Annotated in this window: 18 protein-coding genes; 10 read left to right on the forward strand and 8 right to left on the reverse strand. The window is 64.1% G+C overall.

Features of this window, described 5'->3' with window-relative positions; translation table 11 throughout:
* Positions 1 to 26: 26 nt before the first annotated feature.
* Positions 27 to 1,472 carry a serine hydrolase gene (locus tag NHH73_05915; protein ID USX27821.1) on the forward strand — a complete coding sequence of 482 codons (1,446 nt, stop codon included), beginning with the start codon at positions 27 to 29 and terminating at the stop codon, positions 1,470 to 1,472.
* An 8-nt stretch (positions 1,473 to 1,480) separates the two neighbouring features.
* Here the strand turns inward: NHH73_05915 and NHH73_05920 are convergent, their stop codons facing one another.
* Positions 1,481 to 2,347, reverse strand: coding sequence for a symmetrical bis(5'-nucleosyl)-tetraphosphatase (locus NHH73_05920; protein ID USX27822.1), 867 nt, complete (start codon positions 2,345 to 2,347; stop codon positions 1,481 to 1,483).
* 141 nt (positions 2,348 to 2,488) lie between these two features.
* On the opposite strand from NHH73_05920, the gene rfbB reads away from it, so the two are divergent.
* The 9 genes from rfbB to waaA all read left to right on the forward strand — a co-directional run bounded on the left by rfbB (position 2,489) and on the right by waaA (position 11,530).
* Positions 2,489 to 3,562, forward strand: coding sequence for a dTDP-glucose 4,6-dehydratase (gene rfbB, locus NHH73_05925; protein ID USX27823.1), 1,074 nt, complete (start codon positions 2,489 to 2,491; stop codon positions 3,560 to 3,562).
* Positions 3,559 to 4,485, forward strand: a complete 927-nt coding sequence (rfbA, locus tag NHH73_05930) for a glucose-1-phosphate thymidylyltransferase RfbA (protein ID USX27824.1) — start codon at positions 3,559 to 3,561, stop codon at positions 4,483 to 4,485. Before rfbB ends, rfbA begins: the two co-directional genes overlap by 4 nt.
* Positions 4,482 to 5,027, forward strand: a complete 546-nt coding sequence (gene rfbC / locus NHH73_05935) for a dTDP-4-dehydrorhamnose 3,5-epimerase (GenBank protein USX27825.1) — start codon at positions 4,482 to 4,484, stop codon at positions 5,025 to 5,027. Before rfbA ends, rfbC begins: the two co-directional genes overlap by 4 nt.
* Positions 5,024 to 5,881 carry a dTDP-4-dehydrorhamnose reductase gene (rfbD, locus tag NHH73_05940; GenBank protein ID USX27826.1) on the forward strand — a complete coding sequence of 286 codons (858 nt, stop codon included), beginning with the start codon at positions 5,024 to 5,026 and terminating at the stop codon, positions 5,879 to 5,881. Before rfbC ends, rfbD begins: the two co-directional genes overlap by 4 nt.
* A 273-nt stretch (positions 5,882 to 6,154) precedes the next feature.
* A complete protein-coding gene (locus NHH73_05945; GenBank protein USX27827.1) occupies positions 6,155 to 7,249 on the forward strand; it encodes a glycosyltransferase in 1,095 nt (364 codons plus the stop codon).
* Between the two features lie 66 nt (positions 7,250 to 7,315).
* On the forward strand, positions 7,316 to 7,639 hold the full coding sequence (locus tag NHH73_05950) for an H-NS histone family protein (protein ID USX27828.1): 324 nt from the start codon (positions 7,316 to 7,318) through the stop codon (positions 7,637 to 7,639).
* 184 nt (positions 7,640 to 7,823) lie between these two features.
* Positions 7,824 to 9,206, forward strand: coding sequence for a phosphomannomutase/phosphoglucomutase (locus tag NHH73_05955; protein ID USX27829.1), 1,383 nt, complete (start codon positions 7,824 to 7,826; stop codon positions 9,204 to 9,206).
* Positions 9,207 to 9,209: 3 nt separating this feature from the next.
* Positions 9,210 to 10,223: a lipopolysaccharide heptosyltransferase I gene (waaC, locus tag NHH73_05960; protein ID USX27830.1), complete on the forward strand. Its 1,014-nt coding sequence runs from the start codon at positions 9,210 to 9,212 to the stop codon at positions 10,221 to 10,223.
* Between the two features lie 5 nt (positions 10,224 to 10,228).
* Positions 10,229 to 11,530 carry a lipid IV(A) 3-deoxy-D-manno-octulosonic acid transferase gene (gene waaA, locus NHH73_05965; protein ID USX27831.1) on the forward strand — a complete coding sequence of 434 codons (1,302 nt, stop codon included), beginning with the start codon at positions 10,229 to 10,231 and terminating at the stop codon, positions 11,528 to 11,530.
* Positions 11,531 to 11,573: 43 nt separating this feature from the next.
* Here waaA and NHH73_05970 read toward each other — a convergent pair whose 3' ends face one another.
* The 7 genes from NHH73_05970 to glyQ form a co-directional block, all read right to left on the reverse strand.
* Positions 11,574 to 11,756 (reverse strand): hypothetical protein, encoded by a 183-nt coding sequence (locus NHH73_05970; GenBank protein ID USX29569.1) that lies wholly within the window; start codon positions 11,754 to 11,756, stop codon positions 11,574 to 11,576.
* Positions 11,757 to 11,892: 136 nt separating this feature from the next.
* A complete protein-coding gene (locus NHH73_05975; protein USX27832.1) occupies positions 11,893 to 12,942 on the reverse strand; it encodes a patatin-like phospholipase family protein in 1,050 nt (349 codons plus the stop codon).
* Positions 12,943 to 13,155: 213 nt separating this feature from the next.
* Complete coding sequence (locus tag NHH73_05980) at positions 13,156 to 13,953, reverse strand: M48 family metallopeptidase (protein USX27833.1); 798 nt, start codon at positions 13,951 to 13,953, stop codon at positions 13,156 to 13,158.
* A 209-nt stretch (positions 13,954 to 14,162) separates the two neighbouring features.
* A complete protein-coding gene (locus tag NHH73_05985) occupies positions 14,163 to 14,903 on the reverse strand; it encodes a 1-acyl-sn-glycerol-3-phosphate acyltransferase (protein ID USX27834.1) in 741 nt (246 codons plus the stop codon).
* Positions 14,904 to 14,923: 20 nt separating this feature from the next.
* Entirely contained in the window at positions 14,924 to 15,505 is a 582-nt protein-coding gene (gmhB, locus tag NHH73_05990) for a D-glycero-beta-D-manno-heptose 1,7-bisphosphate 7-phosphatase (GenBank protein ID USX27835.1), read from the reverse strand.
* Positions 15,506 to 17,614 carry a glycine--tRNA ligase subunit beta gene (glyS, locus tag NHH73_05995; protein USX27836.1) on the reverse strand — a complete coding sequence of 703 codons (2,109 nt, stop codon included), beginning with the start codon at positions 17,612 to 17,614 and terminating at the stop codon, positions 15,506 to 15,508.
* 5 nt (positions 17,615 to 17,619) lie between these two features.
* Positions 17,620 to 18,552, reverse strand: coding sequence for a glycine--tRNA ligase subunit alpha (gene glyQ / locus NHH73_06000; protein ID USX27837.1), 933 nt, complete (start codon positions 18,550 to 18,552; stop codon positions 17,620 to 17,622).
* Positions 18,553 to 18,585 lie beyond the last annotated feature (33 nt).

The following is an 18,585-nucleotide window of genomic DNA, read 5'->3' on the forward strand; positions in this document are numbered from 1 at the left end:
CTGTTCTCCTCGACAAAGGAGAATGTATGCGGCGCAAGGCAACTCACGTCATTTGGATGGCATCGGTGCTGGCGGCATGCCTGTTTGTGCGGCCGGCCACCGCCGAGGCCGCCGAGGCCAACCTTCCGCTCGACGCGCGGTTCGATGCGTATTTGCAGGCCTCGACCCGTCACGACCATTTCAGCGGAACGGTGCTGGTCGCGCGCGACGGCGTGCCTGTTTTCAGTCGCTCCTACGGCATGGCCAATTACGAGCTCGACGTACCGAACACGGCGCGAACCCTCTACCGCATCGCTTCGCTGACCAAGCAATTCACCGCGCTGGCGGTGCTGCAGCTGCAGGAGCAGGGCAAGCTCAAGGTGGGCGATCCCGTCTGCCAATATATTGACCCGTGTCCCGCCGCCTGGAAGCCGATCACCTTGCGCCATTTGCTGACGCATACCTCCGGCATCGAAAATTACTCCAGCCTGTCCGAGTGGGACGAGGTGCTGGCCTTGCGCAGCTATAAGCGTGCCGAGCTGGTCGCGCTGTTCTGCGACCTGCCGCTGCGGTTCACGCCCGGCGAGCAATTCAAGTACAGCAATTCCGGCTATGTGCTGCTCGGCATGGTCATCGAGCGCGCCTCCGGCAAATCGTACGGTGACTATCTGCGGGAAAAGATCTTCGCGCCGCTGGGCATGTCGCAGTCGGTGTACGACGAGGGCCGCGCGCTGCTGCCGCACCGCGCCAGCGGTTATTACTCGCTGGGGACGCGGTTTATCAACGCTCCGTACATGAGCCCGACCGTGAGCTATGCGGCCGGCGGGATTCAGTCGACCGTGGGCGACATGCTGCTGTGGGACCAGGCGCTGTATTCGGAGCGGCTGTTGTCGCGCAAGTCGCTCGACGAGATGTTCACGCCGGTGAAGAAAGGCTACGGCTATGGCTGGCAAATCGGTGAAAAAATGGGGCGCCGCAGTATCGAGCACTCCGGCAGCGAGAACGGCTTTTCAACGTATCTGTTGCGCTTTCCCGCCGAGCGCGCGACTGTTATCGTGCTGAGCAATAGCGATCGGGCCTCGGCGGGCGGCGTCGGCGGCGCGCTGGCGGCGATCCTGTTCGGCGCCCCCTACAAGCAGCCGACCGCGCAGTTGCGTGACGTGTTGTGGGATGTGGTCGCGCGCGACGGCGTGGAAGCGGGGATGCGGCATTATCGCGGCCTGCAACCGGCACCGGCCGGCGGCGACGAGGCGCTGGTTTATCTGGCTTACGATTTGATCGAGGCGGGGAAGCCGGCCGCCGCCGCCGCCATGTTCAATTTCACGCTGGGCCTGTATCCGGGGTCGGCGTACAGCCATGATGGCTTGGCGGACATCGCCGCCGAACGGGGCGACACGGCGGGCGCGATCAAACATTTCGAGCGCTCGCTGGAACTTGATCCAAAAAACGAGTACGCGAGCAAAGGTTTGGCACGGTTGCGCAAGCCGCGCTGACGGGCCGTTTATTTTTTCTTGCTGCTCGGCTCCTGGAATTCCGGGCACTGCACCTGCAGCACGCTGCGGTCCTCCAGGCACACGGCCGACAACTGACCGCCCCACACGCAGCCGCTATCGAGGCCGATCAGGTTGGGCTTCAAGGTCAGCCCCAGCGCCGACCAGTGGCCGAACACCACCGTGTCGCGCGCCGTGCGCCGGCCCGGCACCTCGAACCACGGCATCAGGCCCGACGCCGGGTCGGCCGTGCCGCTTTCCTTCATCTTGAAATCCATCACGCCGTCGGCGGTGCAAAAGCGCAGCCGCGTCATGGCGTTGATGATGCAGCGCAGCCGGTCGGCGCCGCGCAGGTCGTCCGACCATTGGTCGGGCAGGTTGCCGTACATGTCGGCCAGGAAGTCGGCGAAACTGTCGTCCGGGCCGCGCAGCATGTCCTGCACCTCGCCGGCCAGCGCGATGGCCTGGTCGGCGCTCCATTGCGGCAGCAGGCCGGCGTGTACCAGCACATGGCCCTGGACCTGGATCGCCAGCGGACGCCGCCGCACCCAGTCGATCAGCTCGTCACGGTCGGGCGCGTGCAGGATGCCGGCCAGGGTGTCGGACTTGTGCTCCGGCCGGATGCCGTAGGCGACCGCCAGCAGGTGCAGGTCGTGGTTGCCCAGCACGCTGTCGATGAGGCCGCCGCTGGCCATGCACAGCTTGCGCACGTGGCGCAGGGTGGCCAGCGAGTCGGGGCCACGGTTGATCAGGTCGCCGGCGAACAGGATGGCGGGTTCGGCAACGCCGACCTCGGCCGCGTGCGCGCGTATGCGGTCGAGCATGGACAAGGCCTGCTCGTGACAGCCTTGCAAATCCCCGATTACATAGGTTTTCATATGGAAGCTCTCTGGTTCGTTGCTTTGGAATCTGAATTACCCTGAAATCAGAGTGCGAGTGTTGATTTTTGCCCGTGGGCAGCGCAGTTTCACATAAAATCATGATTACAACTGTTTTGACTTCTTGCTGCGGGATACTAAATGATTTTTGTTACGGGTGGTGCCGGTTTTATCGGTTCAAACTTTGTCCTCGACTGGCTGGCCCAGTCCGACGAGCCTGTTGTTAATTATGACAAGCTGACCTATGCCGGCAATGTGAACAACCTTGCGTCGCTGAAGAGCGATGCGCGCCACATCTTCGTGCGCGGCGATATCTGCGACCAGGCCCGGGTGCTGGCGCTGTTCGAACAGCACAAGCCGCGCGCCGTGGTCCACTTCGCCGCCGAAAGCCACGTCGACCGCTCCATCCTCGGTCCCGGCGAATTCATCAACACCAACATCAACGGCACCTTCAGCCTGCTTGAAGCGACGCGCGCCTACTGGTCGGCGCTGCCGGAGCAGGAGAAAGCGGCGTTCCGCTTCCTGCACGTGTCCACCGACGAGGTCTACGGCACGCTCGGCCCGGACGACGCGCCCTTCAGCGAGACCACCGCGTTCGCGCCCAACAGCCCGTACTCGGCGTCGAAGGCCGCGTCCGACCATCTGGTGCGCTCCTACCATCACACCTACGGCCTGCCGACGGTGACGACCAACTGCTCGAACAACTACGGTCCGTATCACTTCCCGGAAAAGCTGATTCCGCTGATTATCGCCAATGCGCAGGCGGGCAAGCCGCTGCCGATCTACGGCGACGGCCAGCAGGTGCGCGACTGGCTGTACGTGAGCGACCATTGCGCCGCCATCCGCCGCGTGCTGGCGGACGGCCGCCTGGGCGAGACCTACAACGTCGGCGGCTGGAACGAGATGGCCAACCTGGACGTGGTGCACACCCTGTGCGACATGCTCGACCGGCTGCGGCCGAAGGCTGACGGTGCCAGCTACCGGGCCCAGATCACCTACGTCAAGGACCGTCCCGGCCACGACCGCCGCTACGCCATCGACGCGCGCAAGCTAGAGCGCGAACTGGGCTGGAAACCTGCCGAGACCTTCCAGACCGGCATCGCCAAGACCGTGCAGTGGTACCTCGACAACCAGGCCTGGGTCGACGACGTGCAGTCGGGCGGCTACGCCAAATGGATGGAAACGAACTACTTTAACCGCGAAGGCGCACAATGAACCAAGCTTCGAGCACTCCCGTGGGCACGCCGGGCAAAGGCCGCAAGGGCATCATCCTGGCCGGCGGTTCCGGTACCCGGCTGTATCCGGTGACGATGAGCGTGTCGAAGCAATTGCTGCCGATCTACGACAAGCCGATGATCTACCATCCGCTGACGGTGCTGATGTTGGCCGGCATGACCGAGATCCTGCTGATCTCGACGCCGCAGGACACGCCGCGCTTCCGCGATCTGCTGGGCGACGGCAGCCAGTGGGGCATCAGCATCAGCTACGCGGTGCAAGCGTCACCGGACGGCCTGGCGCAAGCGTTCATCATCGGCAAGGACTTCGTCGGCGATTCGCCGTCCGCGCTCATCCTTGGTGACAATATCTACTACGGCAACGACCTCGACGCGCTGCTCAACCATGCCAGCGAACAGACCAGCGGCGCCACGGTGTTCGCCTACCACGTGCAGGATCCGGAGCGCTACGGGGTGGTCGAGTTCGACGGCGACCGCCAGGCCGTGTCGATCGAGGAAAAACCCCTGCAGCCGAAGTCCAATTACGCCGTCACCGGCCTGTATTTCTACGACAACCAGGTGTGCGAGATCGCCGCCGGCATCCAGCCGTCGGCCCGTGGCGAGCTCGAGATCACCGACGTCAACCGCGTCTACCTCGAGAAGCAGCAGCTCAACGTCGAGGTGATGGGGCGCGGCATGGCCTGGCTCGACACCGGCACCCATGAGTCGCTGCTGGAGGCGGGCCAGTTCATCTCCACCATCGAAAAGCGCCAGGGCTTGAAGGTGGCGTGCCCTGAGGAAATTGCTTACCGTAAGGGCTATATCGACGCGGCGCAGCTGCGCGCGCTGGCCGAGCCGCTGAAGAAGAATAATTACGGGCAGTACCTGCTGCGCATACTGGAAGACAAGGTCGTGCAACGATGAACGTCATCACTACGCCGTTGCAGGGATTGCTGGTGATCGAGCCGCGCGTGTTCGGCGACGAACGCGGCTTTTTCTACGAGAGCTACAACGCGCGCCAGTTCGCGGAGGCCACCGGGGTGACGGCAAATTTCGTGCAGGACAATCATTCGCGCTCGCGCCGCGGCGTGCTGCGCGGCCTGCATTACCAGATCCAGCAGCCGCAGGGCAAGCTGGTGCGCGTGACCGCCGGCGCCGTGTACGACGTCGCGGTCGACATCCGCAAGGGGTCGCCGACGTTCGGCCAATGGTACGGCACCGAGCTCAGCGCCGAAAACATGCGCCAGATGTGGATCCCGCCCGGTTTCGCGCACGGCTTCGTGGTCACCAGCGAGCACGCCGAGTTCCTCTATAAAACCACCGACTACTGGGCGCCCGAGCACGAGCGCGCCATCTTGTGGAACGATCCGGCCATCGGCATCGACTGGCCGCTGGCGCTGACCCCGACCCTATCGCACAAGGACCTGGCGGCGGTGCCGCTGGCCGGCGCCGAGGTGTTCCCGTGAAGATTTTGCTCACGGGCAGCACCGGCCAGGTCGGTTACGAACTGGTGCGCAGCCTGCAGGGCGTGGGCGAGGTGGTGGCGGTGGACCGCCAGGTCATGGACCTGTCCGACCTGGACCAGGTGCGCGACGTGATCCGCCAGGTCAGGCCGGGGCTGATCGTCAATCCGGCCGCCTACACGGCGGTCGACAAGGCCGAGGGCGAGCCGGCGCTGGCCCACCGCATCAACGCCGAGGCCCCCGGGCTGATGGCGCGCGAAGCCAAACTGCTGGGCGCGGCCATGGTGCATTATTCGACCGACTACGTGTTCGACGGCGCCGAGCCGGCGGCGCGGGGGGAGGACGACCCGACCGGGCCGCTCAACGTCTACGGCGCCAGCAAGCTGGCCGGCGAGCAAGCAATCGCCGAGGCCGGCATTCCGCACCTGATTTTCCGCACCAGCTGGGTGTACGGCATGCGCGGCAAGAATTTCCTGCTGACCATGCTGCGCCTGGCCAGGGAGCGCGACGAGTTGCGCGTGGTGGCCGACCAGCACGGCGCGCCGACCTGGAGCCGCACCATCGCCGACACCTCGGCGCTGGTGCTGGCGCAGGCGCGCGCGGGCGGCGCCGACTGGTGGACCCAACACAGCGGCGTCTATCATTTGAGCGCGCAGGGCAGCACCACCTGGTGCGAGTTCACCCGGGCGATCGTCGAGGCGGCCGGGCTGGACTGCCGCGTGCTGCCGATCACCAGCGCCGAATATCCGACCCCGGCCAAGCGGCCGCAATACTCGGTGCTGTCGTCGCAGCGGCTGATGACGCGGTTTTGCCATTTGCCGGAGTGGAAAGAGGCGCTGCGCCTGTGCATGGCATAAATGCCGCCGGCATTTGTATCGATTGGTAAGCAATCGCATCCGACCAATTTTCTGCTGTTATGATGCCGGCGCACCGCCAAAACGGGCCGGCGCTCCTCCTTATTGCTGCCGCCGTTGCAAACGCGAACGATGTTTGACGCGGATTGGCCGCCTTCAATTCGGGATTGCCGGGTCCAATCCGGTACAATCGCGGGTTAGCGTACTGATAACCCGGCGGACGAGGACTTGCCTCTGTGCGGGCGGGCGTATCCGGTAATTTTGTATAGATAAAATATGTTTTCCTTTTTACTGAGCTTTATCGCTTCCGCGCTCCTGACGCTGCTGGTTATAAAAGAATCGCGATTGCACGGGCCGGCGCTGGATTCGGATTTCCTCGGGGTGCAGAAAGTGCACGCGCACCGCGTCGCCCGAATCGGCGGCTTGTCGATATTTTTGTCGGTCGCGCTCAGTTCCGCCATTTCCGTCTGGCGCGTGCCATCGCTGGGTAATTGGCTGTTTTCGCTGCTGGCCTGTTCGGCGGTCGCCTTTGTCGGCGGCATCGTCGAGGATTACACGGGCCGCGTCAGCGCCGCGCGCCGGCTGTTGCTGACCATGGCAGCCGCCGCGCTGGGCTACTTCCTGCTCGACGCCCGCATCGACCGCATCGATTTTCCGTTCGCCGCCTGGCCGATCCAGTATGTCTGGATCACGCTGCCGCTGACGGTATTGGCGGTGGCCGGCGTGGCCAACGCGGTCAATATCATCGACGGTTTCAACGGCCTGGCCAGCGTGGTGTGTATTTGCATGCTGCTCTCGCTCGGGTATGTCGCGTTGCAGGTCAACGATATGTTCGTGCTCATCGCCGCGCTGATGGTGGCGGGCGCCACCGCCGGCTTCCTGATCTGGAATTACCCGGTCGGCATGATATTCCTGGGCGACGGCGGCGCTTACTTCATCGGCTTTATGCTGGGCGAGTTGGCGTTGCTGCTGGTAATGCGCAATCCGCAAGTTTCCACTTGGTACGCCGCGTTGTTATTAATATATCCGACCTTTGAAACCCTGTTTTCGGTTTATCGCCGCATGTTCGTGCGCGGCAAATCTCCGGCCATGCCCGACGGTATACACTTGCATAGCCTGATCTTCCGCCGCATCGTGCAATGGGCGGTGGGCCGCAAGGAAGCGCGCGCGCTGATACGCCGCAATTCGCTCACCTCGCCGTATTTGTGGATGTTCTCGCTGATGGCGGTGCTGCCGGCCACGGTATTCTGGCGCCACACCTGGGTATTAATGGTGTTCTGTATTTTGTTTATCAGCAGTTACATCTGGATTTACGTGCGCATCGTCCGCTTTAAAGCGCCGCGCTGGATGATCCGCCATAAGAAAATGTGATTTTCCGGGCTTGATGTAATATATTCGCGCAGCGCTTTATATCGTCATCACCTAGAGGAAAGCCCAATGGACCTGTCGAATATGTCTTCCGCGGATTTGCGTAATCTGCAAGAACAAGTGAAACGCGAATTAAAACAGCGCGAGGGCCAGGATCTGGCCAAAGCCCGCGAACAAATACTGGCCATCGCCCAAAGCGTTGGCGTGCCGCTCAAGGACCTGGTCGGCGGCGGTGCCGCCACTGTGCGCAGCGGCAAAAAAACCGGCACGGTGGCGCCGCGCTACCGCAATCCGGCCGACCAATCCCAGCAGTGGACCGGCCGCGGCCGCCAGCCGAAATGGGTCAAGGAATGGCTGGACGCCGGCAAAGACATCGCCGGCCTGAAGGTTTAAGCGTTTTCGCCCCCCGCAGCGGGCCGGCAGGGCTTGCCTGCGGCCGTTATCGCACTTACACTATGATGTTGTGTCTGCTACAACGCAGGCGGCACCTATTTTCCCTCTAATCCGCGTCCATGGCGAGGCAGTCCGCCCAGTTGCGCCCCCGCATCGCCTTGGCACGCACATCCAAAAATCCAATATGGTCTCCTTATCCAAAACGATCTTCAAAGCTTACGACATTCGCGGCATCATCGATAAAACCCTGGATGCGGGCGTAGCGCGCTCGATCGGGCGGGCGTTCGGCCAAGCCGCGCTGGCCAAGGGCGAGACCAAGGTGGTGATCGGCCGCGACGGCCGCTTGTCCGGCCCGTCGCTGACGGCGGCGCTGGCCGAAGGCCTGCAGCTGGCCGGCGTCGACGTGATCGATCTGGGTGTGGTGGCCACGCCGATGGTTTATTTCGGCACCAATGTGCTGGGCGCGGCGTCGGGCATCATGGTCACCGGCAGCCACAATCCGCCGGACTACAACGGTTTCAAGATGGTGCTGGCCGGCGAAGCGATCCACGGCGAAGCCATCACTTCGCTGTACCAGCGCATCGTCGACCATGACGGCTCGTCGGCGGCGAAAAAGGGCGCGTACAGCACCCACGACATCCGCGCCCAGTACCTCGAGCGCATCATCGGCGACGTCAAACTGGCGCGTCCGATCAAGATCGCCGTCGATTGCGGCAACGGCGTGGCCGGCGCCTTCGCCGGCGACCTGTATCGCGGCATGGGCTGCGAAGTGGTCGAGCTGTTCTGCGAAGTGGACGGCAACTTCCCCAACCACCACCCCGATCCGGCCCACCCGGAGAACCTGCAGGACCTGATCCGCGCGTTGCAGGAGACCGACGCCGAAATCGGCATCGCCTTCGACGGCGACGGCGACCGCCTTGGCGTGGTGACCAAGGACGGCCAGATCATCTATCCGGACCGCCAGATGATGCTGTTCGCCGAAGACGTGCTGACCCGCCATCCGGGTGCGCAGATTCTGTACGACGTCAAATGCACGCGCCACCTGGCGCCATACATCACCAAAAGCGGCGGCGTGCCGCTGATGTACAAGACCGGCCACTCGCTGGTCAAGGCCAAGCTGCGCGAAACCGGCGCCCCGCTGGGCGGCGAAATGAGCGGCCATATCTTCTTCAAGGACCGCTGGTACGGTTTCGACGACGGCCTGTACTCGGGCGCGCGCCTGCTGGAGATCCTGACCCGCGAAGCCGATCCGTCGGCGCTGCTCAATTCCCTGCCGCAGTCGGACAGCACCCCCGAGCTGCACCTGCACCTGAGCGAAGGCGAGAACGTCATCGTCATGGACAAGCTGCGCGCGGATGCGGAATTCCCGGGCAATGTGCAGATCATCACCATCGACGGCCTGCGCGTGGAATACGAGGACGGCTTCGGCCTGGCGCGTTCGTCCAACACCACGCCGGTGATCGTGATGCGCTTCGAAGCCGAAACGCCGGAAGCGCTGGCGCGCATCCAGGGCCAGTTCAAGAGCGTGATCCTGGCCGCCAAGCCGGACGCGGAACTGCCTTTCTAAGCGATGTCGCCGCAAGCGGGCAATAGCAACCCGAAGCCGCTCAACATCCTGCTGGTGCGCGTCTCCTCGCTGGGGGACGTGCTGCACAACCTGCCGATGGTGGCCGATATCGCCAGCCGCTTCCCCGACGCGAACATCGATTGGGTGGTGGAGGAGGGCTACGTCAGCCTGGTGCGGCTCAACGCCCGCGTGCGGACCATCATTCCGTTCGCGCTGCGGCGCTGGCGCAAATCGCTGGGCAAGCCGGAGACGCGCGCCGAGATCAAGGCCTTCTTCCGCACCTTGCGCCAGCAGCGCTACGACTACGTGTTCGACACCCAGGGGCTGCTCAAGACCGGCATCATCATGGGCGCCGCGCGGGTGGCCGAGGGCGGGCGCAAGGTCGGCCTGGCCAACGGCAGCGAGGGCTCGGGCTACGAGGGCGTCTCACGCATTTTCCATCACCTGAGCATTCCGACCGATCCGCGCACGCACGCGGTGGCGCGCGGCCGCCTGGTGGCCGCCGCCGCGCTGGGCTACCAGGTCGACACGCCGGCCGATTTCGGCCTGCCGGAGGTGTCGGCCGACGAGCCGCGTCCGGCCTGGATGCCGGCCGAACCTTACGTGGTGTACTTCCACGGCACCGCGCGCGATCCGAAGAAGTGGGCGCCGGAGAACTGGATCGCGCTGGGACGGGAACTGGCGCCGATGCCGATCCTGCTGCCCTGGGGCTCGCCCAAGGAGCTGGCCGAGGCCGAGCATCTGGCGGCCCATCTGCCCAACGCGCGCGTGCTGCCCAAGCTGTCGATGGCCGACGCCATGCTGCTGGCGCGCCATGCGGGCCTGGTGATCGGCGTCGACACCGGCTTGACGCACATCGCCGCCGCCTTCGTGCGGCCGACGGTGGAAATCTACGCCGATTCGCCGCGCTGGAAGACCGAGGGCAACTGGTCGCCGCGCATCATTAATCTGGGCGATCGCGGCGCGCCGCCGTCCGTGTCCGAAGTACTGGCTGCGGCCAGGCGTTTGCTGGGCTGAGTTTCATGCGTATTTTCTATTCGATGATGTGGTGGCTGGCCATGCCGCTGGTGCTGGCGCGTCTGTGGCTGCGCGGCCGCAAGGAGCCCGGCTATCGCGGGTACTGGGGCGAGCGGCTGGGTTTTTACGGCGCCGCTTCGGCTTCCTCCAGCGCCGCGCCGGTGCTGTGGGTGCACGCGGTGTCCGTCGGCGAAACCCGCGCGGCCGAGCCGTTGATCGACGCGCTGCTGGCCGAGTACCCGAACGGCCGCATCATCTTGACCCACATGACGCCGACCGGGCGCGCCACCGGCCAGTCGCTGTTCTCCAAGCATGGCGCGCGGCTGGCGCAATCGTATCTGCCGTACGACACCGGCACCATGGTCGGTCGCTTCATCCAGCATTTCAAACCGGCGGTCTGCATTCTGATGGAGACGGAGGTCTGGCCTAACCTGATCGCCACCTGCGGCGCGCGCGGCGTGCCGGTGGTGTTGGCCAACGCGCGATTGTCCGAGCGTTCGCTGCGCAAGGCGGGGCGTCTCGGTTCGCTGATCCTGGACGCGGCGCGCGGCATCTCGCTGGTCGCCGCGCAAACCGAGGCCGATGCGCAGCGCGTGCGCTCGCTCGGCGTCAAGCAGGTGGAAGTCACCGGCAGCATCAAGTTCGACGTGATGGTGCCGGATGCGGCGCTGGCCACCGGCGCGGCGCTGCGCAAAGCCATCGGCGCGCGTCCGGTGCTGCTGTTCGCCAGCACGCGCGAAGGCGAGGAGGCGTTGATACTGCGGGCGGTACGCGAGGGCCGCTCCGAGCTGCCGGCAAACGTGCTGTTGCTGATCGTGCCGCGCCATCCGCAGCGTTTCGACGAAGTGGCGAAGATGGTCGGCGAGGCGGGGCTCAATGTGCAGCGACGTAGCCAACTGGCGCTGGACGGCGCGGCCGAGGGTTCCATTCCGGCTTATATCGATGTGCTGCTGGGCGATTCGATGGGCGAGATGTTCGCCTATTACGCGGCGTGCGACTGCACCTTTGTCGGCGGCAGCCTGTTACCGCTGGGCGGGCAGAATTTGATCGAGCCGGCGGCGCTGGGCAAGCCGGTGCTGATCGGTCCGCATACCTTTAACTTCGCCGAATCGACCGAGGACGCGCTGGCCGCCGGCGGCGCGCAGCGCGTGGCCGACGCGGCCGGGCTGGTGACCGCTGCCGCGCGCCTGCTGCGCGACGACGCGGCGCGCGCCACGATGGGGCGAGGCGCGCTGGCGTTCGCCAACCAGTACCGTGGCGCCACCCGCCGCACCCTGGCGCTGTTGGCGCCGCTCATTAAGCACTGATCCGCGCTGATCCGGCGCCGATCCGGCGGCCGTCCGGCCACGCTTAGCCGCCGCCGATCCCTTCGGTAATGATGCCGGTCCCGCCGCAGTTGCTGCACGGGATGGTATCGTCCTCGTCCAAGATACGGCCGGTGCCGTGGCAAATCGGACAGACGTCGTCCCCGGTGCCTGGTGTACCGGCGGCCGCTTCGTCGCCTGGGTTGATGGGTGCGTTTTCGCTCATGATCGCCTCCGAGAAATGGTGGTCGAATCATTGTAGACCGGTCGAAACGACACCCCGATCCGATTGAAATAAAGAAAGAAAAACGTAGGGCGGATCAGGCGGCCGCCGTGATCCGCCATGAGCCGCCAGTTGCGCGTGCTTAAGCAGCCATCTCGGTATCATCCGCGAAGCGCAACACGTCGGCGTTCTGACGGCAGAAGCGCGTCGCCGCCTTGTAGCCCACGTCAAACAACAACTGCATGTTCGACGTCGACCAGTCCATCGTGTACGGAATATGCTGATCCGGCACGGCGGCCATCAGCTCCAGCTTGAGCATGTGGCGCTTCGGCTCGCCCGTTTTGTGGTCGGTGTTGTGCTCCAGCTCGAACAAACGCAGTTGCTGCTTCGAAATGTTGACCAGTGGCGTGATCATCGAACCGACCCACGAGTCGTACAGGTCGCGCGGCTTGCGCAGCAGGCGTTCGTCGCCCAGGATGTCGAGCACCACCAGCACGTCCGTATCCGCGTGCTCGCCCTTGCCTTCGATGAACGGGTCGAAATTCAGCGTTTCGAGCGCCGCGCCCTCGATATAGTCCTCGCCGTCGATCGTGGTCGGCGCGTACAGGAACGGGAACGACAGCGCGGCGCGCACGTGTTCGACCTGGATCTCGCGCTTGTCCCAGATCTTCATGCTGTGCTGGTTCAGGTTGTAGGCGTTGATGTAGAACTCCGGCTTCATCGTCGAGATGGCCGAGAAGTCGATGGTGCCTTCCAGGAACGGCGCGTGGGCGCACAAACCGAGGCTTTTCGACGACAGGTTCGACGGCGACATCGTCGACATCATCAGCTGGGTCCAGTCGGCCCAAGGCACCGAACCACCCAGCACGCTTTGCAGGCCCGGGAACGCCGAATTGCCGACCTGCGGCGAGAACACGCCACGGAAGGCGTCTGCTTCCTTGCCCGGCTTATGGAAAAGCTTGTAATTGACCGGCATCATTTTGTAGATGGTGTCGGCCACGCCGGTGTCGGCCCAGCGCTTGAGCGCCTCGCGCGGCGAACCTTCCAGCGGCGCCGTGTAGAGCAGGCCCATCAGCACGCCCGCGCCCGAGGCGGAAATCACGTCGAACTCGACTTCCTGATCGAGGAAAGCAGCCAGCGCACCCGCTATCAATGGCGAATTTGGCGCACCGCCGCCCAGTACCAAACCCATCTTTTTGGTTGCACTTGCCTGACCCATATAACCCCCGTTTAGTGACACAATTTGCTGTTTATTTAACTCAGATCAACCTGAACATGAGACAAAATACCACAGTTAATTCCGTAGGGCAATAAAATTGTGCAGTGCAATATGAAAGTGACGGGCTGGGGCGAACTCAGCAGTAAGCAGGAAGATGGCGTCGAAAGAGCGTGAAATAGAGTTATTTCAGGCAAACAGCACAGGCAACTCCTGCGCCCGTTTGCGCAGCAGGTTCTTCGCTTCGTCGTATTCGGGATAGATGCGGCCGACCGTGTTCCAGAAGTCGGCGCTGTGGTTCATTTCCAGCGTGTGCGCCAGTTCGTGGGCGACCACGTAGTCGATCAGCGGCAGCGAGAAGTGGATCAGTTTCCAGTTCAGGCGGATCTTGCGGTCGACCGTGCACGAGCCCCAGCGCGTGCCGGCCGACGACAGCCCGAACGAGTGGTAGCTGACGCCCAGGCGACCCGCATACAGGTCCAGGCGCTGCTCGAACAGCACTTTGGCCTCCTGCTGGTACCAGGACTTGACCCGCTCCTTGAGCAGCGTCTCGGTGGCGCCGGGCACCAGCACCATCGACAGCTCGCGCGTGGCCGGGTTGTAGCTGGTGCGATTGCGTCCGCCCACCAGCAGCCGCAGGGTGATGTCGGCGCCCAGATACGGAAGCTGCGCGCCGTCGATCCATTCCACCGGCGGCTTTTGCAGCCGCGCGGCGCGCCGTTCGCGCCGTTCTTTGAGTTTGCTCAGTATCCAATGCTGCTTGGTGCGGATGGCGTTGTCGATTTCGGCGATGCTGATGCGCTTGGGCGCGGTCACGCGCAGGCCGTCGTCGTCGATCATGAAGCCGATCGAGCGGCGCGTCGAGCGGCGCAGTTCATATTCGAGGATGAATTCACCGACCATCAACTGGCGCTTGGCCGTCGTCGGCTGCTCGGACGTCGGAGGCGCCACGCGCGGCTTGACCGGGACCGCCGTGGTCGGGGGCACAACAACCGGCGCCACCGGCGGCGCTATGTACGGGGATATCGGAGGAGGATTGCTGGAAGAAGGAGGGACCGACCACACCGGCGACGTGTAGACAGGTTTGGTAGAGGATAGCTGGCCTTGACCCTGCGCCTGCGCCTCCCGTGCGAACAGGTCAAGCTGGCTGGCGTCGTCTTTCGGCGACGCCGGCTTCACCAACGTGGCGAGATCGTCTAGCCAGCGTTGTAGGCGTGGGGCGAAATGACGCGCATTTCTGATTCTATCCAAGTTTCCACCTGTTGCATCATGCCGTCCGGAGTTTGACCTTCTGGCGAAATTGGCTTACCTATCGATACTGTAACAAGGCCGGGCCGTTTGATGAAAGAGTTTTTTGGCCAGCACTCGCCGGAGTTGTGCGCGATCGGCACCACCACGGCGCCGGTCGCGATGGCGAGGCGCGTACCGCCGCTTTTGTACTTGCCGGCCTGGCCGACGGGAATCCGCGTCCCCTCGGGGAACATGATAATCCATTGGCCGTCGGCGAGCCGTCGCTTGCCGTGGCGGACCACGTGCTTGAACGCGTTCTTGCCTTGCTTGCGGTCGATCGGGATCATGCGCAGCAGCGCCATCGCCCAGCCGAAGAACGGAATATAGAGGATTTCCTTCTTGAAGACGAACACCAATGGGCGCGGCAGGTTAGGCAGCAGGAAGATGGTTTCCCACGCCGACTGGTGCTTCGACAGCACCACCGCCGGCGCGTCCGGGAAATTCTCGGCGCCCTTGATTTCGTAGCGGATGCCGCAGATAACCTTGGCGCACCAGACGATGAACACATTCCAGCGCGCGGTGACCCAGAAGCGCTTGTTGTACGGCAGCGGCGCGGCCAGGAAGCACACCAGCGCCCAGACCACGGTCGATATCACCATGATGATGGTGAAAATCAGGGAACGCAAAAACAATACGGGATGACCCAATGCAGACTCCAAATACTTTGTTAGCTAACGACGTGCAGCGCCGGCGGCACGCTGGTTTTAAGCAGGTGGACCACCATCGCCGCCAGGTCCGGGAACACCAGGGTGCCGGGCGGCAGGCCGCCGGTTTGCTGGGTTTTCTCGCCCTTGCCGGTCAGGACCAGGTAAGGCACGCAGCCGGTGACGTAGCCGGCCTGCAGGTCGCGCAGCGAGTCGCCCACCACCGGCACGCCTTTGAGGCTGACCTTGTAGCGCTGCGAGATCTCGTTGAACATGCCCGGTTTCGGCTTGCGGCAGTCGCAGTTGTCGGCCGCCGCGTGGGGGCAGAAGAACACGGCATCGATGTCGGCGCCGACCTGCTGCGCCAGATGGTGCATCTTGGCGTGGATGGCGTTGAGGATCGTCATGTCGAAGAACTCGCGCGCGATGCCCGACTGGTTCGACGCGATCACCACGCGATAGCCGGCCTGGTTCAGGCGTGCGATCGCTTCGAGCGAGCCGGGGATGGGAATCCACTCGGCCGGCGACTTGATGAAATCGGGCGAATCATGGTTGATGACGCCGTCGCGATCGAGGATGATCAGTTTCAAGGACGGCGTACCCATTTAGGCCGCCAGTTTCGAAATGTCGGCCACGCGATTCATCATGCCATGCAGCGATGACAGCAAAGCCAGACGGTTGTTGCGCAGGGCGACGTCTTCGGCCATGACCATGACGTCGTTGAAGAAGGCGTCGACTTCGTCGCGCAGCTGCGCCAGGGTCTTGAGCGCGTCGGCGAAATCGCCCCGGATGAAGGCGGCGTCGATGTCCGGCTGCACGCGCGTGACGGCGGCGGCCAGGTTCTTCTCGGCTTCGTCCTGCAGCAGCGCCGGATCGACGGCGCTGGTGCCGGCGGCGCTCAGCGCCTCTTCGTTCTTCTTCAGGATGTTGGTGATGCGCTTGTTGGCGGCGGCCAGCGAGGCAGCTTCCGGCAGCGCGGCGAAGGCCTTGACGGCCTCCAGGCGCTGCACGATGTCGTCCAGGCGGTCCGGATTCTGGGCCACCACCGCTTCGATCTCGTTCGGCGAGAAGCCGCGCTCGCGCAGGATGCCGCGCAGGCGGTCCAGCATGAAGGCGGTGACTTCCAGGACCGGGTCCTTGAAGCCGGCGATGCCGGTGAACTGCTGCGCGGCCGAATCGAGCAGGCCGCGGATCGACAGCATCAGGCGTTTTTCGATCAGCATGCGCAGCACGCCCAGCGCGTGGCGGCGCAGCGCGAAGGGGTCCTTGTCGCCGGTGGGCTGCAGGCCGATCGACCAGATGCCGACCAGGGTTTCGAGCTTGTCGGCCAGCGCCACGGCGGTGCCGGTGACGGTCGACGGCAGCGCGTCGCCGGCGAAGCGCGGCTGGTAGTGCTCGGAGGCGGCCAGCGCCACGTCTTCCGGCTCGCCGTCATTGCGGGCGTAGTAGGTGCCCATGATGCCTTGCAGCTCGGGGAACTCGCCGACCATGTCGGTCAGCAGGTCGGCCTTGGAGAGCTTGGCGGCGCGGGTGGCCAGCGCGGAATCGCCGCCGACCTGGGTGGCGATGAAGCCGGCCAGCGCGCTGACACGCTCGCTGCGTTCGGCCTGGGTGCCCAGCTTGTTGTGATAGACCACGTTCTTGAGCAGCGGCAGGCGCGACTCCAGCGTTTTCTTCTTATCCTGCTCGAAGAAGAACTTGGCGTCGGACAGGCGCGGACGCACCACGCGCTCGTTGCCGCCGATGATGGCGGCCGGCGTGTCGGTGGCGATGTTGGAGACGATCAGGAAGCGCGAACGTAGCTTGCCGTCGGCGTCCGTCAGCGCGAAGTATTTCTGGTTGGTCTGCATGGTCAGGATCAGGCATTCCTGCGGCACGGCCAGGAACTCTTCCTCGAACTTGCATTCGTAGACCACCGGCCATTCGACCAATGCCGTTACCTCATCCAGCAGCGATTCAGGCATCAGCACCTGGTCGGCGCCGGCCTTGGCCAGCAGGTCGGCGCGGATCTGTTCCTTGCGCTGTTCGACGCTGGCCAGTACTTTGCCCTGTGATTTCAGGGTCTCGGCGTAGCTGTCCGCATCGGCGATGGTCACGGCGCGTTGGCCCGGCGCGGTCAGGAAGCGGTGGCCTTCGGTCACGTTCGACGCGGTCAGTCCCAACAGGGTCAGTGGCAGCACGGTGGCGCCGTGCAGCGCGATCAGGCTGTGGGCCGGACGCACGAATTGCACGGTGGCGCCGTCCGGACGCTGGTAGCTCATCACTTTAGGGATCGGCAGCTTGGCGACCGATTCCTCCAGCGCCGCTTGCAGGCCCGATTGCAGCGCGCTGCCGGCCGCCGTGTAGGTGTGGAAGAAGCTTTCGGCCTTGCCGTCCTGCGCGCGTTCCAGGTCGGCCACGGTCAGGTTCGGGAAGCCCAGCGCGGCCAGTTTCTTGGCCAGCGGTGGCGTGCCGTTGCCGGCGGCGTCCAGCGCGACCGACACCGGCAGCACTTTTTCGCGGATCGATTTGTCGGGCGACGTGGCGCGCACCTTGGTGATGGAGACGGCCAGGCGGCGCGGCGAGGCGAACGAGGTGGCGACGCTGTCGGCTTCGAGGAAGTCGCGCGCTTTCAGGCCGTTGACGATGCCGGCGGCGAAGGCCGCGCCCAGCTTGGCAAGCGCCTTCGGCGGCAGTTCTTCGGTCAGCAGTTCGATGAGGAGGGTCTGGGTCATATTATTTATACAGTTTGTTCAGCAGCAGCGGCGGTCGTCGCCAAGGCGATGGCCATCGGGAAGCCCAGGCGCTCGCGCGACTCGTAGTAGGCCTGCGCCACAAGGCGCGACAGGGCGCGCACGCGGCCGATGTAGGCGGCGCGTTCGGTCACCGAGATGGCGCCGCGCGCGTCCAGCAGGTTGAAGCTGTGCGACGCCTTCATGATTTGCTCATAGGCCGGCAACGTCAGTTGCGCCTCGATCAGGCGCTTGGCTTCCGATTCGTGGTTGTTGAATTGGGCGAACAGCAGTTCGGCGTTCGAATGTTCGAAGTTGTAGGCCGATTGTTCGACCTCGTTCTGGTGGAAGACGTCGCCGTATTTGAGCGTCTTGGTCTCGCCGTTCTCTTCCCACGTGGTCCAAACCAGGTCGTACATGTTTTCCACGCCCTGCAGGTACATCGCCAGACGCTCGATACCATAGGTGATCTCGCCCAGCACCGGCTTGCAATCGAGGCCGCCGACCTGCTGGAAGTAGGTGAACTGCGTTACCTCCATCCCGTTCAGCCACACTTCCCAGCCGAGGCCCCAGGCGCCCAGGGTCGGCGATTCCCAGTCGTCTTCGACGAAGCGCACATCATTCTGTTTCAGGTCCAGGCCCAGCGCCTCCAGCGAGCCGAGATACAGGTCGAGGATGTTTTCCGGCGCCGGCTTCATCACCACTTGGTACTGGTAGTAGTGCTGGCCGCGGTTCGGGTTCTCGCCATAGCGGCCATCCTTCGGACGGCGCGACGGCTGCACGTAGGCGGCGCGCCATGGCTCCGGGCCGATGGCGCGCAGGAAGGTCCCGGTGTGGAAGGTGCCGGCGCCGACTTCCATGTCGTAGGGCTGGAGCAGGGCGCAGCCTTGCTTGTCCCAGTAGGTTTGCAAGGTCAGAATGATTTGTTGAAATGTCAGCATCTTGTGTGGTCGATGGCACGCCTCGCGGGGCGA

The organism is Oxalobacteraceae bacterium OTU3CINTB1 (assembly GCA_024123955.1).
Lineage (GTDB): Bacteria > Pseudomonadota > Gammaproteobacteria > Burkholderiales > Burkholderiaceae_D > Rugamonas.